Consider the following 26448-nt stretch of genomic DNA (forward strand, 5'->3'; position numbering starts at 1 on the left):
ACACTTCGGCGCTGCACGTTTTACGACCATCCGCCATGCCTGAACCGACCTCGCCTTCCGCCCACCTGCACGCCCACCTCGACGGTGACGCCCGCCACGCCCACACGATCGAAGGCCGCAGCCAGAAGGCGATGGGGATCGCGCTGGCGCTGGTGCTGGTGTTCGCGGCGATCGAGGCGGTCACCGGGGTGACCTCGAACTCGCTGGCGCTGATTTCCGACGCCGGCCACATGCTGACCGACGCCGCCGCCCTCGGCCTGGCCCTGATGGCCCAGCTGATCGCGCGCCGGCCGCCCTCGAGCCAGCATTCGTTCGGCTTCGTGCGCGCCGAGGCGCTGGCGGCCTTCGTCAACAGCCTGGCGATGCTGCTGCTGGTGTGCTGGATCGTGTACGAGGCCGCGCACCGCCTGCTGCATCCGCAGCCGGTGGCCGGCGCCACCGTGTTCATCGTGGCCGGCATCGGCCTGTGCATCAACCTGCTCACCGCCTGGGTGCTGTCGCGCGACGAGCAGAGCATCAACACCCGCGCCGCGCTGGTCAACGTGCTGGGCGACCTGCTCGGCTCGGTGGCGGCGATCGCGGCCGGCGCCATCATCTACTACACCGGCTGGCTGCGCATCGACCCGATCCTGTCGATCTTCGTGTCGCTGCTGATCCTGAAGTCGACCTTCGGCATCCTGCGCGAGTCCTACCACTTCCTGATGGAAGGCGTGCCGCACCACGTCGACTACCTGCAGGTCGGCGCGGACCTGGCCGCGATCGACGGCGTGCATTCGGTGCACGACCTGCACGTGTGGGACATGTCGCCGGGCGAGCCGGCGCTGATCGGCCACCTCGAGATCGAGGAGATGGGCGCCTGGCCGGAGGTGCTGCGCGCCGTGAAGGCGATGCTGCTGGCCAGGCACGGCATCGACCACGTGACGCTGCAGCCGGAACCCTACGGCGGCCAGCGCGACCTGCACTGCTGATCCTGCAGCTACGATTTACAGCTGAGTGTAAGCCTGCTCCCACCTGCCCGCGGCGCGCGCGCCGATAGGCCGTCCATACGGCGCTTGCCGATAATCGGATCATGCCTATCCAAGACCACGTGTACGACACCCTCATCATCGGCGGCGGCCCTGCCGGCCTGACCGCCGGCATCTACCTGCGCCGTTTTACCCGCAACGTCGCCCTGGTCGACAAGGGTCACAGCCGGCTGCGCCTGATCCCGGTCTCGCACAACTACCCCGGCTTTCCGGACGGCGTGCCCGGCCACACCTTGCTGGGCAACCTGACCGTGCAGCTGGAACGCTACGGCGGCCAGGTGCTCGCCGGCGAGATCGTCGCGCTGCGCATCGAGGACGGCCTGTTCGTCGCCGACTACCGGCCCAATCTCGAGCCCGAACTCGACGGCGGCGCGGAAGGTGCGGCGGGCGCCGCGCCGGTTGCCGAGCCGATGCGGATCCGCGCCCTCACCGTGCTGCTGGCCACCGGCGTGGCCGACATCGGCTTGCCGATCGAGAGCTGGCGCGAGGCGATCGCCTACGGCTCGGTGCGCCTGTGCCCGGTGTGCGACGGCTTCGACGTGATGGACAAACGCATCGCCGTGGCGACCTCGGACACCAATCCGGTCGGGCACGCGATGTTCATGCGCAGCTTCAGTTCGGACGTCACGCTGTTCGAGCGCAGCGCGCCGTCGGCCTTGAGCGACGAAGACCGGCGCCGCCTGGACGCCGCCGGCGTGCGCGTCATCGATTCGCCGCTGGTCTCGGTGACGCTGGACGCGTCGATGAAGCCGGTGCTGCACACCGCCGACGGCGAGGACCATTCGGCCGACACGTTTTATCCGATGCTGGGCGAAAAGGCGCGCTCGAACCTGGCGGTCGAGCTGGGCGCCAAGACCGCGCACTGCGACGAGATCGTGGTCGACGACCATTACGCCACCAGCGTGCCCGGCCTGTACGCGATCGGCGACGTCACGGTCGGCCTGAACCAGATCGCGGTGGCCACCGGCGGCGCCGCCAAGGCGGCGGTGCGCATCCACAACCAGCTGCCGCCGGCGCTGCGCCAGGTGCCGGTTCGCCCCGGCCAGGCCGCCTGGACCGCATCCTGACGCCGCAGTCCTGAAGCGCCCCGGCGCCGTCTCAGCCCTGCCGGGTCCTCCTCGGAAGCAATTCGCGCATGATCCGGGGCAGGAACAACCGGTCGATTTCGACCTGCCGGCCGCGCGACCGGCATTCAGGACGCGTCGATGCGTCGACGCGCCGCCGCCTTGCCGCGCCTGGCCAGCCGGGATCAGCTGTCGCCGCGCTCCATGCCGGCGCCTTCCGACGAATTCACGCCATAGCGGCCATCCTCGGCCGGGGTGCCGGGCACGCCGCCCTGGGCCGGCGCGTCCTGGCTGGCCTGCTGGTTGCGGCTGGCCTCGATCTGGCTGGCGACGCCGCCCGGGATCTCGTCACGCTCCTTGCCGGCGATGCTGCCGGCGCCGCTCTGCGGGGCGCCCGGCGCGTTCACCATGCTCTCGGGCGAGGCGTGGGCGAAATTGCTCTGGATGCCGCTGGTGGCTTGGCGGCTGCCCTGCTGGTTGCCGCTTTGGTCAGCACTTCGCTGGTTGCTGGCCTCATCCATGGTGAAGCCGACGCCGCCCTGGTCCGGCACGTTCTGTGCGCCATCTTTATTTCCACTCATCATTTTCTCCTTGTGATGGATAACAGTACTTCGATGGTAGCGTCCCAGCGCGCGCCACCAATAGGAGCACGGATGGCAGCCCTGTAGGACTACTCGCCCACCAGCGCGCGGCGGCGCCGGATCTGCTCGGCAGCAGCGACGTCGCCGGCGGCCTGGGCGCGCTGCTCCTGCACGCCGAGCCAGGCCAGCAGCGGACGGCGCCAGCCCTGCGCCGATGCGGTGTCGACCGCGGCCGCGATGTCGCCCGGTACGATGCGCCCGGCCTTGAGCAAGGCGCCGGCCGCGGCCAGGCGCGCCAGCGGATCGGCGACGCCGGCCAGGCTGCCGCTGGCCACCACGCTGCGGTGCTGCTCGGGCAGCAGGCTGGCGTCCAGCCCTTGCCAGCGCCCGTCCAGGTAGGCCGCGTAGGCGCGCTGGGCGGCGGTGGCGTCGCCGGCGAGCGCGGCATAGCCGGGGCAATCGTAGTCGAGCGCGGCGACCCGGGCCGCGCAGCGCACCAGCTCGGCCTGGGCGACCAGGTCGAAGCGGCCGGTGGCGGCGGTGGCGCGGCGCGCGCGCGCGAACTCGGCGTCAGCGGCGAGCGTGTCGCCGTGCAGCCAGGCATCCATGAAACCGTCCAGGCTGCTTCTGGCATCGGGCTGCCAGCTCGGGACCGGCGGCTTGCTGGCGCAGGCGCACAGCAGCGCTGCGGTGCAGGCGGCGGCCAGCCAGGCGCGGGCGGGCGCATGCGTACGCGCGGGTGCGCGCGTGGGCGAGAGTCGGGTCATGGCAGCTTGATCTCCGTGTCCTGCTTGAACGGCCACTTGCGGTTGATTTCGTCGACCAGGCGGTTCACCTTGCGCAGGCTGGCGTCGACCTCGCCGCGCAACCGGCCCAGGTCGGCGGTCGCGCCGCGCGCGTTGGCGCCCACCGCCTGGGCCTCGGCCAGCACGCCGTCGACCTTTTGCAGCGTGCCGCGCGCATCGCTCAGCAAGCCGTGCAATTCCCGGACCGAGGCCTGGGCGTCGTCCATCACGCCGTTGCGGCCGAACACGCGGCGGTCGGTCTTGGCCAGCAAGGCGTCGACGTGGTCCAGCGTCTGCAGCAGCTTGTGCGCCTGCTCGTCGCCGCCGAGCGCGGTGCCGAGCACGCCGTAGCGGCCGTTCAGCTTGCCCGTGAGGGTCTCGACGTTGGCCAGGCTGTTGCCGATGTGCGAGTCGGCGCGGGTCATGGTCTCGAGGTTTTCCAGCAGCGTGCGCGCCGTGGTCAACAGGCGCGGAATCTCGGCGCTGGCGTCGCCGCGCAGGACCGGACGGCGCACGCCGTCGGGCAGCGGCGGATCGGACAGCACGCCGCTGTAGGCGCGCAGGCGGGTTTCGCCGACCACGCTGCGCTCGAGCGTGTACACGCTGGTGGTGCGCAGCCAGCGGGCGTCGGCCTTCGGGATGTCGACCACGATGCCGACCTTGCCGTCGGCGGTCAGCTCGACCTGGCGCACGCGCCCGATCGGAAAGCCGGCGAAGGTCATGTCCATGCCCGGGATCACGCCTTCGGAATCCTCGGCGACCAGGGTCAGGCGCTGGGTCTGCTCGAACACGCCGCGCGCATACATCACGTACAGCACGAAGGCGACGATCAGCGCGCCGATCCCGATCAGGAGCAGCAGTGCCTTGGCTTCGACGTGGCGCGGCTCGTCGGGTCGCGGGTTCATTTCCTCGGGGCGCAGCGGGTCGGGCGGGGTATCGGGCATGCGGGATTCCTTCTCAAACTAGATGTAGCGGACGGCCAGGGAGCCGGCTTCGATCATCAACAGCACGAACAGCAGGCGCAGTGCGCCCGGCTGCACGTTCGAACGCATCTGCTTCGGGTGGCGCAGCAGCTCGAGCACCGCGCTGCTCGGGATCACGGCCACGGCCAGCCCGAACAGCACGGTCTTGAACACGAAGCCGATGGTGACGGTCGGATCGAACACCCGGCCCACGGTGCGCGTGTAGTCGGGCAGGCCCCAGTGCGACAGCCCGTAGACGTTCAGGTAAGCCAGCACCAGCACGATCACGCTGCTGACCATCGCCAGGCTGAGCACGGCGAAGGCGTTGGCGGCCACTTGCGGCACCAGGTCGCGCCGCAGCTTGTCCAGCGTTTCCGCGGTCGCGGCGCGGGCCGAGGTGATGCCAGGTGCGCCGCTGCGCGCCAGCCCCATCGCGTCGGCGTCGAAGGCCATGCCGGCGCGCAGCGCGGCGAACATCGCGGCCGACAGCGGCAGCAGTTCGAGCACCAGCACCCGCACCACCATCTCCAGCGCATAGCGCGACAGGCCGTAGCTCTGCGCCGTGACCAGCACGATGCGGATGATGACGAGGCTGAGCAGCGCGGTGAGCAGCGTGAACCAGGGCAGCACCTGCCAGGTGCTGGCGTAGATGTAGCGCGAGGTGGCCAGGCGATTGGCGCGGCTGTAGGTCGAGGGCGACATCGCCATCACCAGCGCGACCGCGCCCAGGTGCAGCATGCGCCACCAGCTGGCGGCGTAACGCACGGCGAGGCGGCCCCAGTGGCGCGGCTTGACATAGACGAGCGAAGTGAGCGGCATATTTACATGATACCGTGTCCGGCAGAGCTGGGGCGGTACGGTTGACCGCGTCGCGCCGGCGCAGGTCAGGTCCTGCGCGCTTCCATCACCCCGCCCACCTCGGCAATGGCCGCCAGCGCCCGCTGCAGCTGCCCGGTCGAACTGATCTCGGCCGTGAACACCATGCGCGCCTGGCCCTTGGCCGACTGGGTATTCACCCCGGTCACGTTGATCTTGGCGATCGTCAGCACTTCGGAAATGTCGCGCAGCAGGCCCTGGCGGTCGCTCGCCAGGATGAAGATGTCGACCGGGAACACGGTGTCCGTCCCGCTGCGGCCCCATTCGGTCTCGATCACGCGCTCCGGGTTCTTGGAGGCCATCTCGGCGAAGTTCTTGCAGCTGGTGCGGTGGATCGAGACGCCCTTGCCCTTGGTGACGAAGCCGACGATCGGGTCCGGCGGCGCCGGCTTGCAGCACTTGGCCAGCTGGGTCAACATGCCCTCGGACCCGACCACCAGCACGCCCGACTTGGCGCCCTGCTCGACGCTCGAGGCGCGGCTCTTGTTGACCACCGCCGTATCCTGCGGCGGCGCCGGCGGCGCGTCGGCCGGGTCGTGCAGCGCGGCCTCGACGTGGCGCAGGCTGAATTTTTCCTTGCCGACCGCGATGAACAAATCGTCGAGCTTGGCAAAACCGAGCTTGTGCGCCAGCGCTTCCAGGTTGACCGCGGTCTTGCCTTCGCGCTGCAGCGACTTCTCGACCAGCGCGCGCCCGTGCGCCAGGGTCTCGGCCAGTTCCTGCGCGTGGAACCAGGCGCGGATCTTGGTGCGCGTGCGGCTCGACACCGTGTAGCCGGGGCTGAGCCAGTCGCGCGACGGACCGGCACTGCCGGCCGGACCCTTGGCGGTGATGATCTCGCAGGTCTGGCCGTTGCGCAAAGGGGTGTTCAGCGGCACCATCACGCCGTCGATCTTGGCGCCGCGGCAGCGGTGGCCGACCTCGCTGTGCAGGTGGTAGGCGAAGTCGATCGGCGTGGCGCCGACCGGCAGCTCGAGCACGCGCGCCTGCGGCGTCAGCACGAAGATGCGGTCGTCCAGCGTGGTGGACTTGAGCTTTTCGACCCATTCGCGCTGCGCGTCCTCGTCGCCGCTGCCGGTGACGGCGTCGGCCACTTCGCTCTTCCAGGCCAGCAGCTGGCGCAGCCAGGCGATCTTCTCGTCGTACTTCTGGCTCTTGAAGTTCGAGCCGCCCTCTTCCTTGTAACGCCAGTGCGCCGCCACGCCGTACTCGGCGAAGCCATGCATTTCCTGGGTGCGGATCTGCACTTCGAGCGGACGCCCGTCCTCGGCCGTGACCACCGTGTGCAGCGACTGGTAGCCGTTGGCCTTGGGACGCGAGATGTAGTCGTCGAATTCCTTCGGGATCGGGGTCCAGATGTTGTGCACCAGGCCCAGCACGGTGTAGCAGGTCTTCACGTCGGCGACGATCACGCGGAACGCGCGCACGTCGTACAGGCCGCTGAAATCGAGCTCCTTGCCGCGCATCTTCTTCCAGATGCTGTAGATGTGCTTGGGCCGCCCGCTGACCTCGGCCTTGACGCCGGCGGCCGCCAGTTCCTGCTCCAGGCGCTCGATCGACGATTGCACGAAGCTCTCGCGCAGCATGCGCTTTTCTTCGAGCATCTTGGCGATGCGCTTGTAGGTCTCGGGCTCGATCATGCGGAAGGCCAGGTCTTCCAGTTCCCACTTGAGCTGGAAGATCCCGAGCCGGTTGGCCAGCGGCGCGTACAGGTCGAGCACCTCGCGCCCGTAGTCGTGCGTGACCGCATCGAACCGCTTCTGCTCGGCGAAGAAGCGCAGCGTGGTGACGCAGGACGCCAGGCGCACCAGCACCACGCGCATGTCGGTGGCCATCGCCAGCAGCATCTTGCGCAGCGTTTCGAGCTGGGCCAGCGCCTGCTGGGCGGCGTTCTTGCCGCGCCCGACCGGCGCCTGGCTTGCCGTCAGGTCGCGCAGGCGGATCAGCTGCTGCACGCCGCGCACCATGTCGCTCACTTCCTTGCCGAAGCGCTCCTCGATCCGGTCGATGGCGCCGGGCTCGAGCAGCCCCAGCTCGAACAGCAGGCCGGCGATGCGCGTCTCGGCGTCGGCGCGCAGCAGCGCCAGCGTGCCGCCCACGCCGAGCGAAAACTCGAGCGCATCCTGGCCGCGCCGGGTCTGGCGCTCGCCGTAGACCGCGGCGGCGAAGTCGAGCGCGTCGTGCACGCGGACGCAATCTTCGCGCCCGAGTCCGAAGATCAGCTGGGACGTGACGTCGCCGAGCGCGGCAATCGATACCATGGCGCCTCTACTATTGAAACGAAACGAAAACGGACATCAAGGCAGCGCCGCGACGACGACGATCTCGACCAGGCAGGCGGGATTGGCCAGCTTGGCCTCGACGGTGGCGCGCGGCGGGGTGTGGCCCGGGGTGACCCAGGTGTCCCAGACTTCGTTCATGCCGGGGAAGTTGGCCATGTCGGAAATGAAGATCTGGCAGCTCAGGATGCGCGTCTTGTCGCTGCCGGCCTCGCCCAGCAGGCGGTCGACGTAGCCCAGCACTTCGCGCGTCTGGCCGACGATGTCCTGGCTGGTGTTCTCGGCGATCTGGCCGGCGAGGTAGACGGTGCCGTTGTGGATGGCGATTTCGGACAGGCGCTTGCCTACGTGCAGTCGTTTGATTTCCATGGTGTTCCTGGTTGATGTGAAAAAGGTGTCGGGCCCGGGCCCGGTCGAGTACGCAGTCGAGACCTCAACCGAGCAGAAACGCGCGCGCCGCGGCGATCTGGTCGGGCTGCACGAAGGTCGGCGCATGGCCAACCCCGGCGAATTCGACCAGGCGGGGCTTCGGACCGCGCCGCGTCATCTCCTCGGCCGTGGCGCGCGACAGCAGGTCGGACTGGCCGCCGCGCACCAGCAGCGTCGGACAGCGGATCGCATCGAAGGCCTGCCACAGCATCTGCTGGTCCTGGGCCGCCTGCTGCGGCGTGATCGCGGCGAAGGGCTTGGCCAGGCCCAGGTCGTAGTGGCGCGTCCACTGGCCGTCGGGCTGCTGCACCAGCACGTCGCGCGCCAGCTTGTCCCATTGGGCGTCGCTGTGCGGGCCGAACGAGGCGGACACGTCGCGCACGTACCGCGCGCCGGCCTCGAAGCTGGGAAAGCGCACGTCCTGGCCGATGTACTCGCCGATGCGCGCCATCGCCGCCGGATCCAGCGTCGGGCCGATGTCGTTCAGCACGAGCCTGGTGATCGGGCTGTCCGGCAGCGAGGCCAGGATCAGGCCGATCAGGCCGCCCATCGAGGTGCCGAACCAGTGCACGCTGCTCTCGTCGCCCACCGCGGTGACGCGCGCGACCAGCGTGACCATGTCGGCGACGTATTGCGGCACCGTGTAGTGCGACGGGTCGCGCAGGCGCTCGGAACGTCCGCGTCCGGCCACGTCGGGGCATACCACGCGGTAATCGCCGCACAGCGCGCGCGCGAGCTCGTCGAAGTCGCCGGAGACGCGCGTGACGCCGTGCACGCACACCAGCACGCGCGGGTTGGCGGGATCGCCCCACTCTTTGTAGGCCATGCGGTGCAGGCCCGCGGGCGAGCTGCATTGCACGGTTTTCAGCCTCGGTTCGGTCACATGCGGCTCCATTCGACGCTACCACGGTTCGATTACTAAAGACGCTCGCGCGCTGCACGGCACGGGCGTGCGCCAACATTTTACCCGCCGGCGCGATTAGAATTCTACCAAGAGAACGCCTCCGCCACCCGGGCGGCCCACCATTCCAGAAAGGCAATCCATGCAATCGAAGATTTTGAGCGGCAAAACCGCCCTCGTCACCGGCTCGACCTCGGGCATCGGCCTGGGCATCGCGCGCGCGCTGGCCGAGGCAGGCGCCAACATCGTGTTCAACGGTTTCGGCGACGCCCAGCAGATCGACAAGCTGTACACCGACATCGGCCATGAATTCGGCGTGCAGACCGCCTACCACAACGCCGACATGTCCAGGCCCGAGCAGATCGAGGCGATGATGGCCTTCGCGGCGGACAAGTTCGGCGCAGTCGACATCCTGGTCAACAACGCCGGCATCCAGTACGTGGCCAACGTCGAGGACTTCCCGGTCGAGAAGTGGGACGCGATCATCGCCATCAACCTGTCGTCCGCCTTCCACACCACGCGACTGGCGCTGCCCGCCATGAAAAGCCGCAACTGGGGCCGGATCATCAACCTCGCCTCGGCGCACGGACTGGTCGCATCGAGCGGTAAATCGGCCTACGTCGCGGCCAAGCACGGCCTGGTTGGGCTGACCAAGTCGACCGCGCTCGAATGCGCCGCCACCGGCGTCACCGCCAACGCGATCTGCCCGGGCTGGGTGCTCACGCCCCTGGTGCAAAAGCAGGTCGACGACCGCGCGGCGCGCGCCGGCATCCCGAACGAACAGGCCAAGAAAGAGCTGCTGATGGAAAAACAGCCCTCGGGTGAATTCGTCACGCCGGAAGAACTCGGCGCGCTGGCGGTGTTCATGTGCAGCCCCGCCGCCAACCAGGTGCGCGGCGTGGCCTGGAACATGGACGGCGGCTGGGTGGCGCAGTGAGCTATCCGACCGACGACCCGATGGACGACCCGATGAACGACCCGATGAACGACCCGATGCGCGACGATGACGACGGCGAGCGCATCCACGCCCCCGGCCTGCACGAAGCCTGCGTCGAGCTGGCGCACGTGGTATTGGCCTCGGGCCAGCCCGACGTCTCGCGCGACATCCTGGAGACGCTGGCGGACCGCTTCGAGCGCGAGGCGCTGGATTTCGCGCTGCTGGTGGCCAATGCCGGACGCGACCCGGCCCTGCTCGGGCGCGCCGTGCACTACCTGACCGACGCGCATGCGCTGCCGCTGATGGGCACCGACATGGAATGGTTCCGCCAGGCGCTGGGCTGCCTGATCGAACTGGCGGTGCCGGGCATCGCGCTGTCGGCCAAGGGCGGCGCCTTCCTGCGCGACCTGCAGGTCGGGATCGAGCAGTCGCTGCAGGATATGGAGGAATAAATACGCAGGGAGGAATAATACGCAGCGCGGCACTTTGGTCGTCCGGCAAGTCCATGGGTTAAAATATGAGGCTCATTATTAATCCATGCCAGATGCCCGATCGTCCATCGATGCCCGCGCCGGCGAGCGTACGGGAAGCCGAGCTCCAGGCTGAAAACGAGGCCTTGCGCCGTGTATTGGCCGCCTACGAACGCACGCTCAACCCGGCGTCGAGTCCGGCCGCCAGCGATTCGCCGCTGTGGGCGGCGTCGCCCGATCTGCTCGGGGTCACCGACCTCGAAGGTATCTGGCTCGAGGTCAATCCAGCCTGGACCGATCTGCTCGGCTGGCCACCGGAACGCATCCTCGGCCGCACCTCGGACTGGCTGGTGCATCCCGACGACCTGGCCGCCAAGGCCATGCATCAGCAGCACCCTGCCCACGACGATCCGGATGCACGCGTCGAATACCGCTGCCGCACCGCCGGCGGCGAGTACCGCCTGATCAGCTGGGCGCGCGTGCAGGCCGGTGCGCGCTGGCATCACGCCGGCCGCGACGTCACGATCGAACGCGCGCGCGAGACGGCGCTGCGCGATTCGCTCGACTTCGCCCGGCTTGCCTTGTCCGCGGTCTCGGGCGTCGGGGTGTGGACCTACGACGCGGCCAGCGACCGCTTCTTTTGCGACGCCGGCATCGCCGAGCTGTACGGCATCGACCCGGAACAAGGCGCGGCCGGCATCCTGCGCACCGGCTTTCTGGCCAACGTGCACCCGGACGACCTGGCTGCGCTGCGCGCCACCATGGCCGGCGGCCTGGTGCGCAGCGGCGACCTCGAACTCGAATACCGCATCTGCCATCCGGACGGCTCGACCCGCTGGGTGCTGTCGCGCGGCCACACCTATTTCGACGACGCCGGCATACCGCTGCGCCGCACCGGCGTCGGTATCGACACGACGCGCCAGCGCCAGCTCGAACAGCAGCTGCGCCAGAGCCAGAAAATGCAAGCGGTCGGCCAGCTGACCGGCGGTATCGCCCACGACTTCAACAATATGCTGCAAGGCGTGATGGGGCCGCTCGACATGCTGCGCCTGCGCCTTGGCCAACTGTCCGATGACGCGATCCTGCGCTACGTCGACATGGCGCTGGCCGCGTCGCGCCGCGCCGCCACGCTGACGCACCGGCTGCTGGCGTTTTCGCGGCGCCAGCCGCTCGCCCCGCAGCAGGTCGACGTCAAGCTGCTGGTGCAGGGCCTGGCCGACCTGTTCCAGCGTACGATCGGCGAAAAGATCGAACTTGCGCTGGCCGTCGACGCCGCCGGCTGCCGCGCGCGCTGCGATGCCAACCAGCTCGAGAACGCCGTGCTGAACCTCGTCATCAACGCGCGCGACGCCATGCCCGACGGCGGCGTGCTGACCATTCGCACCCGCCTGGTCGAGATCGGACCCGAGCTGGCGCTGCAGCATGGCGCCCAGGCGGGCCCGTATGTCTGCCTGACGGTCGGCGACAACGGCGTCGGCATGACGCCCGCCGTGGTCCAGCAGGCCTGCGAGCCGTTCTTCACCACCAAGCCGACCGGCCAGGGCACCGGCCTGGGCCTGTCGATGGTGTATGGCTTTGCCGGCCAGTCCGGCGGCTTCGTCACGATCCACAGCAGCGTCGACAGCAGCGTCGGACGCGGCACCACGGTCGCCATCCACCTGCCCACCAGCGCCGACCTTGCCGAGACGATAGCGCCCGCCGCGCCGCCCTCCAGCGCGCGCAGCGGCGCCGGCGCCACGCTGCTGCTGGTCGAAGACGACCCATCGGTCATGGCGGCCTTGTGCGACCTGTTCGACGGCGCGCATTACCGCGTGCGCACCGCCACCAATGGTTTCGAAGCCCAGGCCGGCATCGAGGCCGATGCCGCCATCGATCTGCTGATCACCGATATCGGACTGCGTGGGATGAATGGCCGCCAGCTGGCGGAGGCGGCGCGCCGCGTGCTGCCGGATCTTCCGGTGCTGTTCATGACCGGCTACGCCGAGCTGGCCGCCGCCGCCAACGGCTTCATGGAACCCGGAATGGCGCTGATCGCCAAGCCCTTCGATCTCGAGGCGATGCTGGCGCGCGTGCGCACCATGCTCGACGGCGCGGGGCAATAGTTGGGCTGACAAGGCAAGCGCTTCAAGCTGCCAGATCAACCGATCGCGTTCTTTGCAACCAATCCGACGCGCCCTCGCGCGCGCAGGTACGTCCGCGCGCGAGGGCCTGCGCCGCGTGCGTACCTTACGCGCGTGCGCCCGCGCGGCGGCGGCGCAGCAAGGCGGCCGCGCCGCCGATGCCGAACAGCGCCAGGCTGGCCGGTTCCGGCACGGCGCTGGTAGCGCCGATCTGCACCGCCCCGTCGATGGCGGTGACGGCGATGTCGGCAGCGCTGCTGTCCAGGAACAGCAGATTGGTAAAGCCCAAAGCGGCGCTGCCGGCGGCCAGGGTATCGAACGTCAGCGTGGCCAGCACGCCGTCGCCACTGGCGCCCGATTGCACGCCGATGCGGCTGTCGAAGACGAAGTCCAGCGTACCGTCGGTCGGATCGGCATCGTAGAAACCGAACACGCTGGTGTCGCCGCCGGCGAGGAAGCTGCCGGTGACGACGTTATCGAACCGCAGCAGCGCCTTGTCGAAGTTGACGCCGAACTGATACGAGTAAAGGTCGCTGATGCCGCTGACACGCACGTCGACGGTCACAGGCGAACCGAGCGCAGCCGGGGCCGAAGCCGTCGAGAAGCTCAGGGTGGGCACGGCCCAGGCTTGGGCGCAGGCCAGGGTCAGCGCGGCGGCGCCGGCGAGTTTTTTCCATCCAATCATTGCATTGCTCCTGAAAACAAGGGTGTCCGGCCAGGCACCCTGCCCGGCCGGGAATTACTTATCAATTGCAGCTCATGCCCTTCGGCATGTGCTGGGTTTCGTAGGTCAGGTCGCGCACGTCGATCGCGCCATCCTTGTTGTAGTCGGCGCGGGCGTCGTAGCCGGCCTGGCCGCTGCGCTTGCCGAAGGCCGCCTTGACGATGCCGAGGTCGGCGCAGCCCACCTGGCCGTCGCCGTCGAGGTCGCCCACCAGGCGGATCGTGAAGTTGGCGTTCGAGACGTCGAAGAAGACGTTGCCGACCGCCGCCACCATGATGCGTGCGCTGCTGCTCGCGACCGCCGGCAGGACGACGCTGGCGCTGCCGTTGTTCGGCACGCTCTCGGCCAGCACGATCGGCCAGGTCTGACCGCCATCCGTCGACAGCGTGATCCTGACGTTGGCGGTGCTCACTGGCGCGACGTTGGTGTTGGCCACGCTCCAGGTCACCGTCTGGGCCGAGCCGGAGTCCAGCGTCACCGCGGTGTTGGGCGAGGTGACCAGGAACGGGCCGGCGCCGGGGGCCAGCACCAGCTGGGTGTTGGCGCTGCCGACGCCCCCGTGGCCGTCACGCGCGGTGAGGCGGAAGTTCAGCGAGGCCGGGCTGGCGTTCACGCCGGCGGCGCCGACATAGGCGGCGGTCGGCAGGTACTCCGAAAAGCAATCGATCTGGGCCGCGGTCGGCGTGCTCGATGCGGTCGGGCAGACCCCGGTCTCGGCGTTGGTGTTGTTGGCCAGGATCTGCGCCATGTCCGGGAAGGTGCGGCTGGAATCGGCGGTGGTGTGGTTTTCGCCGGGCGAGCCGTATTGCAGCGTCGCCGTGCTGCTGACCACGGCGCGGGTGCCGAACTGGCGGAACAGCGGGCCGTTGGTCTTGACGTTGCTGACCAGGCCGGTGCCGTTGCTGGTGCCAGTGGCGCCGCGGTCGTTCTGTTCCCACATGTAGGCCAGCGCCTCGCCGTCCGGGTCGAGCGCGCCGCCGGTCAGGACGAACGGGGTGCGCACCGGGATCGTGTAGCCGGCCGGGGTGGTGACGACCGGCGCGCTGTTGCCGGTGCCGGTGACGGTGCCATGGCGCGTGGTCGGGCCGCCGGCGGCGATCTCGCCGACGTAGCCGCTGCAGCTGGCGCAGTTGAGCAGTTGCAGCAGCGAGGTCTTGACGTTGGCCAGCGTGCCGCCATAGGTGACCGTGAACGCCGTGTCCGACACCGACGTGACGCTGACCGTGCCGCCGGCCGGCCAGCCCGGGATGGCCTGGATCGCTGCCGCGATGCCCGCCGCGGTGTAGTTCGAGCCGCGCACGATCGGCGCCGACAGGCTGCCGTTGTAGCTCAGCTGGAACGACTGGCCGTTGGTGGAAAACCCGGTCAGCACGCCCATCTGCACTTCGGCGATGCTGGTCTCGGCGCCCGAGGTGTAGGCGGTGATTTCATCGAAGCTACGCTGCGACCAGTAAGGATCGCTGTGGGTCTGCAGGTCGTCGGTGCCGCAGATGCCGGCATAGGCCATGACGGAGGAGCCGCTGCCCGGCTCGACCGAGGTGCCGGCGTTGCGGTTGCTGGTCGAGCAGTTCGCCTGCGTGCCGTTGAAGGTGTGGTTGCCGCCGAACTGGTGGCCCATCTCGTGCGCGACGTAGTCGACCGCGTAGAAGTCGCCGACCGGGGTCGGGATGCCGGTGCAGCCCTGCGCCTTGCTGTTGGCGCCGACCACGCCCAGGCTGGCGATGCCGCCGCCGTCCAGGCCCAGTGCGATGTGGCCGATGTCGAAGTTGCCGGCGCCGGCCAGCAGGCCCGCCACCACGCGGTTGCGGCTCAGGGTGCTGCTGCCGCAAGTGGCGGCCTGGGCCGCCGTGAAGCAGGCGCTGCCGCCGCACGGGCCGTTGGCGCCGGTCATCGCGGCGCTGGTGGCCAGGTTCAGCTTGTCGGTGGCGTCGATCAGCACCAGGCGGATCGAGGTCTCGCTCTCGTACACCTGGGTCACGCGGTTCATCAGCGTGACCTTGGCCGCCGTCACGTTGTTCGCGCCGAAGTAGCTGGCATACGACGGGTCGCTCACCAGCGCCACGCGGTAGGTGCGCAACTGGGTGCCGGTCGAGGTGTTGTTGGCCACCAGCGATGCGTCCAGCACCTGGAAGGCCGTGGTACTGCCCTTGGCGCCGTCGCTGGCGGTCACGTCATAGCTGCCCTCGCCGACACTGCCGGCGGCCAGGGTGACGGCGACGTTGCCGTCCTGGTCGGCGGTCGCGCCGACGGTCTGGACGGTTGCGCCATCGGACTCGGCGCGCACCTCGACGGTGATCGCGGCGCCCGGGGCGAAGCCGGAAGCGCGCACATCGATCGCATCGCCGGGGCCGTAGAAGCTGCGCGCCAGGCTCACTTGCGGATCGTCGACGGCGCCTTCGCGCAGCGCGCCATGGACGTTGACCAGGTCGGTGCGCGCATAGCTGGCGTAGGTGGTGGTGTCGTTGCGGTAGTACGGGTCGACGTAGTAGCCGCCGTTGGGCGAGCGCACCGAGGCGTGCAGGCCGAGCGGCGTGATGTCCATGCGCACGGTCGCGGCCGGGTCGTCGACGCCGACACCTTTATAGGTCTTGATCTCCGGGTGGGCGGCAGCCAGGCCGGGTTCCATGATCGGGCTTTCGACCAGCAGGAAACGCTGGAAGCCGCCATCCGGATGCGGCAGCGCGATGCTGAGCGTGCCCGGCTCGCGCGCGATGCTGGCGCCGATCCGCTCGCGCGGCGCGTCCGCGGTGAAGGCGCGCATGCCGGCCAGGTCGAGCGAGGCCGCGCGCAAGCGCTTGAGCTGCAGGGCGGGACTCTTGACGCCCGCCGCCAGCGACTGGGCCGCCAGCGTGCGCGTGGTCGTGCCGGCTGCGCTGGTGGCTGCCGCCGCGGCGGGTTCGGGCAGCGTCACGCTCTGCCAGAACGGCGCGGCCGCCTGGCTGGCCGCCGGCGCGGCCGCCGTCTGGGCCTGGGCGGCTGGGGTGGCGGCCGCCAGCGCCAGGCACAGACCGGCCAGGGTAAGGCTGGAAAGCTTGGTTCTCATGGGTTTCCTCGTTATTCACTGCGTATGAAGTGATCGTCGACGCCGCTTGCGCGGGCCATTCCTCGACGTGCCGAACACGACGGGAACCCATGGATACTATTAACAATATTTTATTAACACAAGACAAATATTTTAATACAACGAAATCTAATTCGGCGTTATGCGCTAGGCATCAACGATTTGTTTTGATGATGCACACAATGCACCGCAATAGTTCGGCTCACCAGGACGGTGCATGTCGAGTTGCCAAATGCACACCCATGGGCATGACTGTCCGCTATCATGTGAGTATCACGACGTCACCCTCTATATAAGAAGGAAGATTCATGCGGACCCGTTTCACGCGACTTGCCCTCACTCTTTCCCTGCTGCTCGGCGCCGTGCAAACGGCCGCGACGGCGACAGCCGCCGATGCCCCGGCCTCCGCGCGTCCCGTATTGATCACGCCCGAACGCGTCTGGACCGGCGACGGCGCGGCGCACACCGGCTGGAGCGTGCTGATCGAAGGGGGCCGGGTCCAGGCAGCCGGGCCGAGCGCCACGCTGGCGGTCCCGGCCGACGTCGAGCGCATCGCCCTGCCCGGCAAGACCCTGATTCCCGGCCTGATCGAACTGCACTCGCACCTGCTGCTGCACCCCTACAACGAGACCACCTGGGACGACCAAGTGCTCAAGGAAGCCCCGAGCTACCGCACCGCGCTGGCCGTGCGCCACGCCCAGGACACGCTGCTGGGCGGCTTCACCACCATCCGCGACCTCGGCACCGAAGGCGCGGACTATGCCGACGTCGGCGTCAAGCGCGCCATCGACGAAGGCCAGGTGCCGGGTCCGCGCATGTTCGTCGCCACGCGCGCGATCGTCGCCAGCTTCAGCTACGGTCCGGCCGAGCGCACTTACCGCCCCGACCTCGACATCCCGTACGGCGCGCAAGGCGTGACCGGGGTCGACGAGATGGTCAAGGCGGTGCGCGAGCAGTCGGCCCACGGCGCCGACTGGATCAAGCTGTACGCCGACTACCGCAGCGGCCCGGATGGCGCTACGCGCCCGACGCTCACGCTGGAAGAGATGAAGGCGGCGGTGACCGCGGCGCACGCCAGCGGACGCAAGGTCGCGGCCCACGCCAGCAGCGACGACGGCATCCGCAACGCGGTGCTGGCCGGCGTCGACACCATCGAGCACGGCTACGGCGCCAGCGACGCCACGTTCAAGCTGATGGCCGAACGCCATATCGCCTACGTGCCGACCCTCACTGCGCCGGAAGCGACCTCCGAATACTTCCAGCACTACGTGCGCGGCGGCGCGCCGACGCCGTCGTTGCAGCAGGCCGAACGCGCCTTCCGTCTGGCGCGCAAGCTCGGCGTCACGATCGGCAACGGCAGCGACGTCGGCGTGTTCGCGCACGGCACCAACGAGCGCGAACTCGAGTGGATGGTGCGCCTGGGGATGACGCCGGTCGAGGCCCTGCGCGCCGCCACAACGGTCGCGGCCGGCATCCTGGGACGACCTGAGCTCGGCCAGATCAAGCAGGGCGCGCTGGCCGACGTGGTCGCGGTCGACGGCGACCCGACCGCGGACATCGCGGCACTGCGCAAGGTGGGGTTCGTGATGAAGGGCGGGACCGTCTACAAGCATCCCTGAGCGGTTCGTCGCGGCGCCGCCTGTTACGTTTCGTTGCGGTTTTCCACAATAGATGGCCCAGATATTTTGCGCAATGATGACGGTATTACTGTTAGCGCATGAAGCCTCGTGATGAAAAAACCATTCTATAAAGTCCTTTATGTCCAGGTATTGTTCGCGATTATTATCGGTGTCCTGCTGGGCATCTTTGATCCGGGCATCGCCACCGCGATGAAGCCGCTGGGAGACGGCTTCGTCAAACTCATCAAGATGATCATCGCGCCGGTGATCTTCTGTACGGTGGTCGCCGGTATCGCCGGCATGCAGGACGTCAAGAAGATCGGCCGTGTCGGCGGCAAGGCCCTGCTCTACTTCGAGATCGTGTCGACCTTCGCGCTGGCCATCGGCCTGCTGGTCGCCAACATCATCAAACCGGGCGCCGGCTTCAACGTCAACCCGGCCACCATCGACACCCACTCGATCGCCGAGTACACCGCCAAGACCAAGGGCCTGTCGACCGTCGACTTTCTGATGAACATCATCCCGAACACCTTCGTGGATGCGTTCGCCAAGGGCGACATCCTGCAGGTGCTGCTGATCGCGATCCTGTTCGGCTTCGCGTTGTCGCTGCTCGGCGAGCGCGGCCGTCCGGTCACGCGTTTCATCGAGGACCTGTCGCACGCGATCTTCGGCGTGGTGAACATCATCATGAAGGCGGCCCCGATCGGCGCATTCGGCGCGATGGCCTTCACCATCGGCAAATACGGCATCAAGGCGCTGATCCCGCTGGCTTCGCTGGTCGGTTCGTTCTATCTCACGAGCGCGCTGTTCGTGGTGGTCGTGCTGGGCCTGATCGCCCGCTTCACCGGCTTCTCGATCTTCCGCTACCTGAACTACATCAAGGAAGAGCTGCTGATCGTGCTGGGCACCAGCTCGTCGGAGTCGGCGCTGCCGGCCCTGATGCGCAAGCTGGAAAAGCTGGGCTGCCCGAAATCGGTGGTGGGCCTGGTGGTCCCGACCGGCTACTCGTTCAACCTGGACGGCACCAACATCTACATGACGATGGCGGCCCTGTTCGTGGCCCAGGCGACCAACACCGACCTGACCCTGACCCAGGAACTGACCGTGCTGCTGGTGGCGATGCTGACCTCGAAAGGCGCTTCCGGCATCACCGGCGCCGGCTTCATCACGCTGGCCGCGACCCTGGCCGCGGTGCCGACCATCCCGGTGGCCGGCATGACGCTGATCCTCGGCATCGACAAGTTCATGAGCGAATGCCGCGCGCTGACCAACATCATCGGCAACGGCGTGGCCGCGATCGTGGTGTCGAAGTGGGAAGGCGAGCTGGACAAGGACCGCATGACGGCCGAACTGCGCAACCCGAGCCCGGACCTGGATGCCTCGCTGCGCACCGAAGCCGCTCACGAAATCGCCTGATTGACGACGGATTGATCCGATTCTCGTTCACGACGCCGGGTTCGCCCGGCGTTTTTTTTGGCAGAATGGGACTTTGGCGCTGCATCTATGCGATTCACGTATAGAATTGCCGCACGGTCATATCCCGGAACATCATGAAAAACTGGATCAAAGGCTTGATCGGCACCGACGGCGCCGCGGCCAAAGGCGCCCCTGCGCCGGCCCCGGCGGGCCCGGCGGCCGACGCGCCCGATTACCGCGCCGAGACCGAGGCCGCGTTCTACCGCTGGCTGACCGCATCGAACGGCTACGACGCCCCGAGCGAGGTCGAGCGGCGCATCCTCGACCTGGTGACGCGCCTGGCCGGTCAACCCGGCGAGGCGGCCAACCTGGTGCCGCGCGTGCCGGAAGCGATCCCGCGCATCCTGGCCAGCCTGGGCGACGAGGACGCCTCGGTCGGCGAGCTGTCGCGCCAGGTGGCCGAGGACGTGGTGCTGGTGGCGGAAGTCATCCGCGAAGCCAACAGCGCGTATTACCGCCCGATTTCGCCGGTCAAGAACGTCGAGGCGGCGATCATGATGCTGGGCCAGAACGGCCTGCGCATGCTGCTGGCCCGGATCGCGTTCCGGCCCCTGATCCGCCTGCAGGGCGAGGGCTTCGCGCGCCAGGCCGCGCCGCCGCTGTGGAATCAGTCGGTCGGCTGCGCGCTCGCCGCCAGCCTGATGGCGCCGGGTCTCTCGACCGGCGTGTTCGAATCCTACCTGGCCGGGCTGATGCAGAACGTCGGCCTGATGGTCGCGCTGCGCCTGTCGGACCGCGTCTGCGAAGCCCATCAGACGGGCGGCAAGGTGCCGGGCTCGCGCGAGTTCGGCGCCGCGCTGTTCGCCGCCAGCCGCGCTCTGTCGGGCGCGATCGCCGACTACTGGGCCTTCCCGCCCGAGGTCGGGCGCGCGATCGCCGCTGCCGCCGCGCCGGGCGACATTGCGGACAGCCAGCTGGCCCAGGCGCTGGCGCTGGGCGACCGCATTGCCAAGCTGCGCATCCTGATCGACGCGCGCGTGCTCCAGGAAGACGACGCGCTGGTGGCCGACGGCCTGGACGCCTTCCAGCGCCGCTGCCTGGGCAAGCTGGCAAATATCGACGCTTAGCCCTCGACGATATCGTATTCGTGCGTGTCGATGACCTTGCCGTCGACCGCGACGGTGACGCGGTAGTGGCCCGGCTCGAAATCGGCGCCCGGGATACGCCAGCTCAGCTGGGCCGGGCTCTTGTCGAATTTGAAGTTGCGCTTGCGCTGAGCGACCAGCTTGTCGCCGGTATACCAGGTCCACTCGACCGCGTGGCGGCCGCCGTCCGCATCCGCTGGCTCCCACTTCAGGTTGGTGACGACGACCACGGCATTGCGCCGCCTGACTTGTGTCACCGGCGTCGGATCGAAGGGGTAGCCGACGCGGGCGCTGGCGATCATGCCGTTGGTCACGACCATCTGGTCGGGGCCGATGGTCGTACATGCCTGCAATGCGCCGATGACCGTCACCGCCGACAACATCGCCAATACGCGTTTCGTGAACATGGTTGTGTCTCTATCCAGGGTTAGCCAAGCTTCACTCTAAGGTCGGCATTGCCTCAGAGACAAGTTAACATTTTGTTAGGAAGCGCGCCTGATGCCTAGCCGGCCGACGCGAACCGGCGCTGGCGCATCCACTTGGTGACGATCCACTTCTCGCCGCTGAGCGGGGTGGCGCCGGCATGCAGCGATTGCGGGTCGAGCTGGCCGGCCGCGTTGCAGTACTCGAACCAGAGCGCGCTGCCCTCGCGCGGGCTGGCCGCGAAACCGCTTTCCGGGAACACCGTTTCGCCGCCCTCTTCGACGTCGTTCAGGTACATCACCAGCGTCGCCACGCGCTGGCCGCTGCGGCTGACCGAAGCGCGGTTGGCGGCGTTGGACGGCATCAGGAAGTCGTAGTGCGGCTGGCTGGCCGCGCCGGGCGGGTAGCGCAGCACCTGCAGGCCTTCGCCGTTCTCGAGCGGCAGGCCCATCAAATCCGAGACGCGGCGGTCGATGCACGCCACCAGTTCATTTTCCTCGAGCCGGAAGAACATGCCCTCGCTGGTGCGCGCCGTGCTGACCGTGTCCTTGCCGCTGCCCGGGTCGACGATGGTCGATCGGGCCAGGCGCGGGCGCGCCAGCGCGATCAGCTGGGCGCACTCGTCGGGGTCGAGCACGCCGTCCAGCACCGCGCATGCGGGCGCGCCAGCATGCGGATCCAGGCGCGCGGCCACGCGCACGCGGCGCCCGCCGGCGTGCAGGGTCTGGCCCGGGCCGATACGCGGCGCGTCCGGCACGTAGCGCGCGGCGGCGACCTGCGCCGCCGTGAAGCCGCGCTCGGGAATCGCGGCGCCGGTCGCGCGCGCCATCCAGAAGGCGTGGATCAGGGCGTCGGCCAGGCGCGCGTCGAAGCCCTGCTCGACCATCGCGCGCGCCAGCGGCGCCGGCGGGATGCCGCGGTCGATGTTGTGCAGCGCCCAGTCGCGCAGCTGCGCGCTGAACGGGACGTCAGGCGGATTCGATGACGGGTTCGACGGCTGCGTCACAGGTCGCGCGCCTCCCAGCCGTTCGCGCCCAGCACCATGGTTTCCTTGAGCTGCAGGGTGCCGGCGCCGCGGATCAGCATGTCGACCATCGGGAACACCGCGCGCGCCGCCTGATCGGCAGTCCAGGGCGCCGGGTCGATCTTGTAGGTGTAGCTCACCACCGTCTGGTCTTTGACACCCTGCGCCGGCGCTTCCCAGCCGACCACCTTATCGAGCGACAGCCGGGCGGCGCAGAAGTCGTGGTCGGCATCGGCGAAGCGGTTGCCGGTCGGCCGTTTGTGCGGCGCGCGCGCCAGATAGTATTTCTGGCCTTCGGAGGTCAAGGCATAACGGCGTGCGTGCACCTTTTCCTTCTCGCCATCCTTGTTGTCCTGCTCGACCTTGGCGTCGCTGCCGGTGACGAGACCGAGGTGCTCCAGCACCGGCATCTGCAGGGCATTGCGCGAGCCGGCCTTCGACTCTTGCTCGGTGACGAACACCGGCCAGCTGTTCTTGGCCAGGCACAGGTCGCCGCGCTTGGCGAGATAGTCGTTCATCGCGCGCGTCATGTTGGCCCCGTTGAGATCGCGCTTGTGGTCGGAGCAGCCGGCAAGCATGGCCAGCGCGGCGAAGGGAATGGTGCAGAGGATCAGTCGTTTCATGGTTCGGTTCAGGTGCGGAAAGTCATGCTCAGGACGTCATTCGACGCAGGCGCCGGTCTTGGCCTGGGTCGAAGGCTGGTAGCCGTCGGTCAGCGTTTTGAGGAAACAGATCAGGTCCGCGATCTGGGCATCGGTCATCGGCGGCTTGCTGCCCGGCTTGCGCCCGTCGAGCGGCAGCTGGGTGTCGATGTTGCCGTGGAAGCGGGCCGGGAGGTCGTTGAACTTCTGGACCGTGCCGCCCACGTACTGGGTGGTGATCAGGCCATAGGTCGGGAAGTCCGGGTCCGGGGTCGCCTTGGGCGTGCCGCCGACGGTCGGATACCAGATCTCGGGGTTGGTGTCGCGCGTGTTGTAGAAGCGGATCACCTGCTCCAGCGAGTGCATCACGCCGTTGTGGAAAAAGCTCGTGCGGGTGGCGACGTTGCGCAGGCTGGGCGCCTTGAACATGCCGCAGAACGGGTTGCTGCCGTCCGCCGCGTCCGGATGGTCGGTGCGGTCCGGGCCGCACAGGCCCATGTCGAAGTAGTCCGGATTCTGGTTGGCGGCGATGCCCATGTTGCGCGGCACGCTGATCGCTTCGTACGAGAAGTCGGTGAACAATGCCGAGCTGCCGTTCAGGCCCGCGCCCTGGTAATGGCACGAGGCGCAGTTGGCGCCGTTGGCGTCCGAGAACAGCTTCAGGCCGCGCGTTTCGGCTGCGGTCAGCGTGCCGCCGATCTTGTTGCCGGCGTAAAGGTCGAACTTGCTGTCGTAGGGATGGAAGCTCACGTCTTCCAACTGGAAGGCTTGCAGGGCCTTGGCAGCGCTGGCGAAGGCCGTGCTCGGGTTGTCGAGCGAGTTGGCGCCGAAGGCCTGGCGGAACAGGTCGGCGTAGGCGCCGGCGCGGATCTTGGCGACCACGGCGTCGCCGCTGACGTTGGCCATCTCGTTCGGATCGAGCAGCGGCACGCTGGCCTGGTCGGCCAGGCTGGTCGCGCGGCCGTCCCAGGTCAGGCCGCCGCCGGGACCCGGGGCGCTGATGCCGTCCGGATTGTCGAGCAGGTCGGCGTAGGCCGGCGTGTATTCCTTGTAGCGCAGCGACGGGACGGCGCGCTGGCCCTGGGTCTTGAGATCGAGGCCGCCGAGCTGCACCGACAGGTCGTTGGGCGGACCGTAGGCATGGTCAGGGTCGTGGCAGCTGGCGCAGGACTGCTTGCCCGAGCCGGACAGGGTGATATCGAAGAACATCTTCTGGCCCACCTGGGCCGCCAGGCTGAGCTTCGACACCGGCGTCGCCGGGACCGCCGGGGCCGCCGGCGTGCTGCCCGTGCCGCTCGTGCCGGCGGAACCGGCGCTGGTGCCCGCCGGGGCGCCGGCCGCTGCCGAGGCGCCCTGGCCGGCTGCGCCGTCCGAAGAGCCGCCGCAGCCGGCCAATCCGAGCACCGCTGCCAGCATGGCGGCGCCGAGTCGTTTGAAGGATGTCGTCATGATGTCTCGAGGATGTGAAAAAGCGGCCCGCACCTCCCGGCGCGGGCCGCGTTGCGGCTCAAACGCTTACTTCTTCACCGCCCACAGGTTGGTCTGGGTGGCGTCCGGGCCGACTTGCGGGACCACGCCCGGCGCGATGTCCGACGACTGCTTCTGGACGTAGCCGGCCGGGATCACGTAGGCGTGATTCATCGGACGCACCGCGTCGAAGTGGGTGTCGGCGCTGCCCGCGTATTCCGGCAGGTTGGCGATGTTCTGCACGATGAAGCGCTCGGTGTACTTGGAGCGGTTCATGTACGAGGCGTCGACCTTCGGATCGGCCAGGCCGAACATGTCCTGCAGCGTACGCACGAAACTGAAGTGGCTGTAGGCGTCGCTGTCCGACTGGCCCTTGGGCGCGGCGGCCTGGTTGGTCAGCACGCCGTAGATCGACTCGCCGTGGCCGCGGTTGCCGCGGGTGTAGTTGACCACCGAAGTGTCCGGCGACCAGGTGCCGTCGGCGTTGCGCTTGAGCGGGTTGGCGATGGCCTTGCTGGCGGACGGGTTCCAGCCGCAGCACGAGTTCATGCCCGAGGTCGCGGTGCCTTCGTCGAACATGATGACGATCGCGACCTTCTTCTGCGGGTTCATCCAGTCCTTCGAGGCCTGGATCTTCTTGACCACGTAGTCGACGTAGTTGTCGCCGCGGGTGAGGATGGTATTGCCGCCGCAGTCGCTGGCCGCGACGCCGGTCTTGCCCGCGCCGTTGGTGCCGCTGACGGTGATGCTGTGCATGTCGTCGCACTGGTCCGGCACCACGAAGTTGATATTGCCCACCTTGCCCGAAGCCAGGTCGGTGCCGAACTGGTCGACGTCGTAGCCGGCCGGGACCGCGTACGCGCTGCTCTTGAGCAGCTGGGCATCCCACTGGCCGCCGCCCATGGTGCGGTTGCTGTACTTGAATTCCGGTGCGCTGCGCACGTTCTGGTAAGCCATGCCCGGGTGGTGCTTGGTCTTGTACAGGCCGGCCGGCATCGGCAGCTGCAGGGAGGCGTCGCCGATCGCGGCGCTGTTGCTGTTCAGGGTGCCCGGCGCATACACGTGGTCGGCGGCGACCACGGCGGCGTCGGCCACGCTGTCGGTGCGGAAGTCCTGGCCCGGGTTCATCGACTCGCTGTAAGTGCGCCAGGTCAGGCCCTTGGCGGTGAGCGCGTTGAACAGGTTCGGCGAATTCTTGATGTTGTGGTTGACGGCGGCGGTCTGGGTGCAGGTCGCGGCAAACGGCGATCTGGCCAGGCCCGGCTGGGTCTTGTCCGGCAGCGGCAGGTCTTCCGGTGCGTTGGCGCCGGTGGCGTCGCAGTTCCACTGGCTGTCGTCGGTGATGCCGAAGTCGTCGGCGCCGCCCAGCGCGGTGTAGTTCGGCTCGGACGGGTTGCCGGTCGCGTAATAGCTGGTGAACTGGTTGCCGGCCTTCAGGTAGGCGTTGATCTTCGGTGCGTACGGCGAATTCAGGATCGTCTGCGTGCCTTTGTTTTCCAGCATGACGATGAAGATCTCGTCGTAGCGCGGGATGCCTTCGATCTCGAACGCGGCCTGCTGCGACTGCTGGAAGGTGATCGCCTTGCGGGTTTCCTTGCCGCCGTTGGTGGCGGCGGTCACGCCGTTCACGCCGACCAGCTCCGGGTCGCCGCCCGGGTTGGTCAGCGCGTCCGGGTACATGTCGCCGCGGTCCAGCTTGGTGATCGCGTATTCGAAGCGGTTGCCCAGCGCGTTGGTCTCGGTCAGCATCGCCGCCCTCAGGCCGGCGTCGGCCACGCCGTTGACGTCGCTCAGGATCTTGTCGGCGCCGGTCGACAGGCGCGCCGCCAGGTTGGCCTTCTCGGTGGCGTAGGTCGAGCCGTTGGCTTCCATCATGCGCGTCACTTCCGAGGACAGCGGGCTGATGACGATGGCTTTGCCCTGCTCGGTGACCTGGTCGCCCGAGGCGCGCAGCACCGTGCGGGTGGCGACCTTGGCGCCGGTGGCGGTGTTGGTGGCGCCGGTACCGATGTCGGCGATCAGCGCGCCCATGCTGGCGGCGGTCAGGGAGAACGCGCCCTTGGCGTCGGTGGTCGCCTGCGCTTCGCCGCTGTCGCACTTGCCGTTGTTGTTCGCATCGATGCACACCACGGCGTTCTGGTAGTAGCCGCCGCTCAGGGTCGGATCGGTGGCGCTGCCCGGGGTGTAGCCGCTGGCGACCACGACGCCGGCCATGGTGACCGTTTGCGCGGCCTGCGCGGCCGGAGCGGGCGACGGCGAATTGTTGTCGGAGCCGCCGCACGCCGCCAGCAGGGCGGCAGCTGCCGCCAGGCTGGTCAGGACGAGTGCGTCGGTACGGAGGGTGTGGCGAAAGCCGGTCATAGCGATCCTTGATGGGGGTAGGAAGGGCTGAAACTGGCGGGCAGTGTCGCTGTTCCGTATGACCGGTTTATGACATTCGAGGCAACAAAATATGTCGCAATGTATCGTTATGTATCCACCTGCCCGCTCGACGATGCG

Annotated in this window: 22 protein-coding genes; 8 read left to right on the forward strand and 14 right to left on the reverse strand. The window is 68.3% G+C overall.

What is annotated here, in order from left to right; all coding sequences use genetic code 11:
* Window positions 1-35 precede the first annotated feature (35 nt).
* Both FA90_RS08695 and FA90_RS08700 read left to right on the forward strand, forming a co-directional pair.
* Window positions 36-968 carry a cation diffusion facilitator family transporter gene (locus tag FA90_RS08695; protein ID WP_036168020.1) on the forward strand — a complete coding sequence of 311 codons (933 nt, stop codon included), beginning with the start codon at window positions 36-38 and terminating at the stop codon, window positions 966-968.
* A 101-nt stretch (window positions 969-1069) separates the two neighbouring features.
* Window positions 1070-2092 carry an NAD(P)/FAD-dependent oxidoreductase gene (locus FA90_RS08700; protein ID WP_051971596.1) on the forward strand — a complete coding sequence of 341 codons (1023 nt, stop codon included), beginning with the start codon at window positions 1070-1072 and terminating at the stop codon, window positions 2090-2092.
* Window positions 2093-2274: 182 nt separating this feature from the next.
* On the opposite strand, the gene FA90_RS08705 is transcribed toward FA90_RS08700, so the two are convergent.
* From FA90_RS08705 to FA90_RS08735, 7 genes are all read right to left on the reverse strand, one after another.
* The gene (locus tag FA90_RS08705; RefSeq protein ID WP_156116638.1) at window positions 2275-2670 is read right to left on the reverse strand and encodes a hypothetical protein; all 396 of its coding nucleotides are present in this window, start codon (window positions 2668-2670) and stop codon (window positions 2275-2277) included.
* Window positions 2671-2759: 89 nt separating this feature from the next.
* Complete coding sequence (locus FA90_RS08710; RefSeq protein ID WP_051971597.1) at window positions 2760-3437, reverse strand: hypothetical protein; 678 nt, start codon at window positions 3435-3437, stop codon at window positions 2760-2762.
* Window positions 3434-4399: an MlaD family protein gene (locus FA90_RS08715; protein ID WP_239700606.1), complete on the reverse strand. Its 966-nt coding sequence runs from the start codon at window positions 4397-4399 to the stop codon at window positions 3434-3436. Before FA90_RS08715 ends, FA90_RS08710 begins: the two co-directional genes overlap by 4 nt.
* Window positions 4400-4417: 18 nt before the next feature.
* Window positions 4418-5236: an ABC transporter permease gene (locus tag FA90_RS08720; protein WP_036168027.1), complete on the reverse strand. Its 819-nt coding sequence runs from the start codon at window positions 5234-5236 to the stop codon at window positions 4418-4420.
* Between the two features lie 65 nt (window positions 5237-5301).
* Entirely contained in the window at window positions 5302-7554 is a 2253-nt protein-coding gene (locus FA90_RS08725) for a bifunctional (p)ppGpp synthetase/guanosine-3',5'-bis(diphosphate) 3'-pyrophosphohydrolase (protein WP_036168029.1), read from the reverse strand.
* A 36-nt stretch (window positions 7555-7590) separates the two neighbouring features.
* The gene (locus FA90_RS08730; protein ID WP_036168032.1) at window positions 7591-7941 is read right to left on the reverse strand and encodes a RidA family protein; all 351 of its coding nucleotides are present in this window, start codon (window positions 7939-7941) and stop codon (window positions 7591-7593) included.
* Window positions 7942-8005: 64 nt separating this feature from the next.
* Entirely contained in the window at window positions 8006-8884 is an 879-nt protein-coding gene (locus FA90_RS08735; RefSeq protein WP_036174895.1) for an alpha/beta fold hydrolase, read from the reverse strand.
* 160 nt (window positions 8885-9044) lie between these two features.
* Between FA90_RS08735 and FA90_RS08740 the strand changes: the two genes are divergently transcribed.
* The 3 genes from FA90_RS08740 (at window position 9045) to FA90_RS08750 (ending at window position 12411) form a co-directional block, all read left to right on the forward strand.
* Window positions 9045-9839 (forward strand): 3-hydroxybutyrate dehydrogenase, encoded by a 795-nt coding sequence (locus tag FA90_RS08740; protein ID WP_036168035.1) that lies wholly within the window; start codon window positions 9045-9047, stop codon window positions 9837-9839.
* Window positions 9836-10291, forward strand: coding sequence for a hypothetical protein (locus tag FA90_RS08745; RefSeq protein WP_036168037.1), 456 nt, complete (start codon window positions 9836-9838; stop codon window positions 10289-10291). The genes FA90_RS08740 and FA90_RS08745 overlap by 4 nt, the downstream gene beginning before the upstream one ends.
* A 92-nt stretch (window positions 10292-10383) precedes the next feature.
* Window positions 10384-12411: a PAS domain-containing sensor histidine kinase gene (locus FA90_RS08750; protein WP_197065263.1), complete on the forward strand. Its 2028-nt coding sequence runs from the start codon at window positions 10384-10386 to the stop codon at window positions 12409-12411.
* A gap of 124 nt (window positions 12412-12535) precedes the next feature.
* On the opposite strand, the gene FA90_RS08755 is transcribed toward FA90_RS08750, so the two are convergent.
* Both FA90_RS08755 and FA90_RS08760 read right to left on the reverse strand, forming a co-directional pair.
* Window positions 12536-13114: a cohesin domain-containing protein gene (locus tag FA90_RS08755; RefSeq protein ID WP_036168040.1), complete on the reverse strand. Its 579-nt coding sequence runs from the start codon at window positions 13112-13114 to the stop codon at window positions 12536-12538.
* Between the two features lie 61 nt (window positions 13115-13175).
* The gene (locus FA90_RS08760; protein ID WP_051971599.1) at window positions 13176-16196 is read right to left on the reverse strand and encodes a M12 family metallo-peptidase; all 3021 of its coding nucleotides are present in this window, start codon (window positions 16194-16196) and stop codon (window positions 13176-13178) included.
* Between the two features lie 326 nt (window positions 16197-16522).
* Here FA90_RS08760 and FA90_RS08765 point away from each other — a divergent pair, with 326 nt between their 5' ends.
* The 3 genes from FA90_RS08765 (at window position 16523) to FA90_RS08775 (ending at window position 20376) form a co-directional block, all read left to right on the forward strand.
* A complete protein-coding gene (locus tag FA90_RS08765) occupies window positions 16523-17833 on the forward strand; it encodes an amidohydrolase family protein (protein ID WP_036168045.1) in 1311 nt (436 codons plus the stop codon).
* Window positions 17834-17941: 108 nt separating this feature from the next.
* Window positions 17942-19249 carry a dicarboxylate/amino acid:cation symporter gene (locus FA90_RS08770; RefSeq protein ID WP_197065264.1) on the forward strand — a complete coding sequence of 436 codons (1308 nt, stop codon included), beginning with the start codon at window positions 17942-17944 and terminating at the stop codon, window positions 19247-19249.
* A gap of 134 nt (window positions 19250-19383) precedes the next feature.
* On the forward strand, window positions 19384-20376 hold the full coding sequence (locus FA90_RS08775) for an HDOD domain-containing protein (protein ID WP_036168047.1): 993 nt from the start codon (window positions 19384-19386) through the stop codon (window positions 20374-20376).
* Here the strand turns inward: FA90_RS08775 and FA90_RS08780 are convergent.
* The 5 genes from FA90_RS08780 to FA90_RS08800 all read right to left on the reverse strand — a co-directional run bounded on the left by FA90_RS08780 (window position 20373) and on the right by FA90_RS08800 (window position 26310).
* Window positions 20373-20801 carry a hypothetical protein gene (locus FA90_RS08780; RefSeq protein WP_036168050.1) on the reverse strand — a complete coding sequence of 143 codons (429 nt, stop codon included), beginning with the start codon at window positions 20799-20801 and terminating at the stop codon, window positions 20373-20375. The genes FA90_RS08775 and FA90_RS08780 overlap by 4 nt on opposite strands.
* Before the next feature lie 95 nt (window positions 20802-20896).
* Window positions 20897-21823, reverse strand: a complete 927-nt coding sequence (locus FA90_RS08785; RefSeq protein ID WP_051971601.1) for a 2OG-Fe(II) oxygenase — start codon at window positions 21821-21823, stop codon at window positions 20897-20899.
* Window positions 21820-22464 (reverse strand): hypothetical protein, encoded by a 645-nt coding sequence (locus tag FA90_RS08790; RefSeq protein WP_036168053.1) that lies wholly within the window; start codon window positions 22462-22464, stop codon window positions 21820-21822. The genes FA90_RS08785 and FA90_RS08790 overlap by 4 nt, the downstream gene beginning before the upstream one ends.
* 36 nt (window positions 22465-22500) lie before the next feature.
* Window positions 22501-23931 (reverse strand): cytochrome-c peroxidase, encoded by a 1431-nt coding sequence (locus FA90_RS08795; protein WP_051971602.1) that lies wholly within the window; start codon window positions 23929-23931, stop codon window positions 22501-22503.
* Between the two features lie 66 nt (window positions 23932-23997).
* Window positions 23998-26310 (reverse strand): alkaline phosphatase family protein, encoded by a 2313-nt coding sequence (locus FA90_RS08800; protein WP_051971603.1) that lies wholly within the window; start codon window positions 26308-26310, stop codon window positions 23998-24000.
* Window positions 26311-26448 lie beyond the last annotated feature (138 nt).

It is taken from the genome of Massilia sp. 9096 (genome assembly GCF_000745265.1).
GTDB lineage: Bacteria > Pseudomonadota > Gammaproteobacteria > Burkholderiales > Burkholderiaceae_D > Telluria.

Bases quoted from the DNA above. Each gene is read 5' to 3' on its own strand.
- FA90_RS08695 (WP_036168020.1), top strand. From the start codon at position 36: ATGCCTGAACCGACCTCGCCTTCCGCCCACCTGCACGCCCACCTCGAC.
- FA90_RS08700 (WP_051971596.1), top strand. From the start codon at position 1,070: ATGCCTATCCAAGACCACGTGTACGACACCCTCATCATCGGCGGCGGC.
- FA90_RS08705 (WP_156116638.1), bottom strand. From the start codon at position 2,670: ATGAGTGGAAATAAAGATGGCGCACAGAACGTGCCGGACCAGGGCGGC.
- FA90_RS08710 (WP_051971597.1), bottom strand. From the start codon at position 3,437: ATGACCCGACTCTCGCCCACGCGCGCACCCGCGCGTACGCATGCGCCC.
- FA90_RS08715 (WP_239700606.1), bottom strand. From the start codon at position 4,399: ATGCCCGATACCCCGCCCGACCCGCTGCGCCCCGAGGAAATGAACCCG.
- FA90_RS08720 (WP_036168027.1), bottom strand. From the start codon at position 5,236: ATGCCGCTCACTTCGCTCGTCTATGTCAAGCCGCGCCACTGGGGCCGC.
- FA90_RS08725 (WP_036168029.1), bottom strand. From the start codon at position 7,554: ATGGTATCGATTGCCGCGCTCGGCGACGTCACGTCCCAGCTGATCTTC.
- FA90_RS08730 (WP_036168032.1), bottom strand. From the start codon at position 7,941: ATGGAAATCAAACGACTGCACGTAGGCAAGCGCCTGTCCGAAATCGCC.
- FA90_RS08740 (WP_036168035.1), top strand. From the start codon at position 9,045: ATGCAATCGAAGATTTTGAGCGGCAAAACCGCCCTCGTCACCGGCTCG.
- FA90_RS08750 (WP_197065263.1), top strand. From the start codon at position 10,384: ATGCCCGATCGTCCATCGATGCCCGCGCCGGCGAGCGTACGGGAAGCC.
- FA90_RS08755 (WP_036168040.1), bottom strand. From the start codon at position 13,114: ATGATTGGATGGAAAAAACTCGCCGGCGCCGCCGCGCTGACCCTGGCC.
- FA90_RS08760 (WP_051971599.1), bottom strand. From the start codon at position 16,196: ATGAGAACCAAGCTTTCCAGCCTTACCCTGGCCGGTCTGTGCCTGGCG.
- FA90_RS08765 (WP_036168045.1), top strand. From the start codon at position 16,523: ATGCGGACCCGTTTCACGCGACTTGCCCTCACTCTTTCCCTGCTGCTC.
- FA90_RS08775 (WP_036168047.1), top strand. From the start codon at position 19,384: ATGAAAAACTGGATCAAAGGCTTGATCGGCACCGACGGCGCCGCGGCC.
- FA90_RS08780 (WP_036168050.1), bottom strand. From the start codon at position 20,801: ATGTTCACGAAACGCGTATTGGCGATGTTGTCGGCGGTGACGGTCATC.
- FA90_RS08790 (WP_036168053.1), bottom strand. From the start codon at position 22,464: ATGAAACGACTGATCCTCTGCACCATTCCCTTCGCCGCGCTGGCCATG.
- FA90_RS08795 (WP_051971602.1), bottom strand. From the start codon at position 23,931: ATGACGACATCCTTCAAACGACTCGGCGCCGCCATGCTGGCAGCGGTG.
- FA90_RS08800 (WP_051971603.1), bottom strand. From the start codon at position 26,310: ATGACCGGCTTTCGCCACACCCTCCGTACCGACGCACTCGTCCTGACC.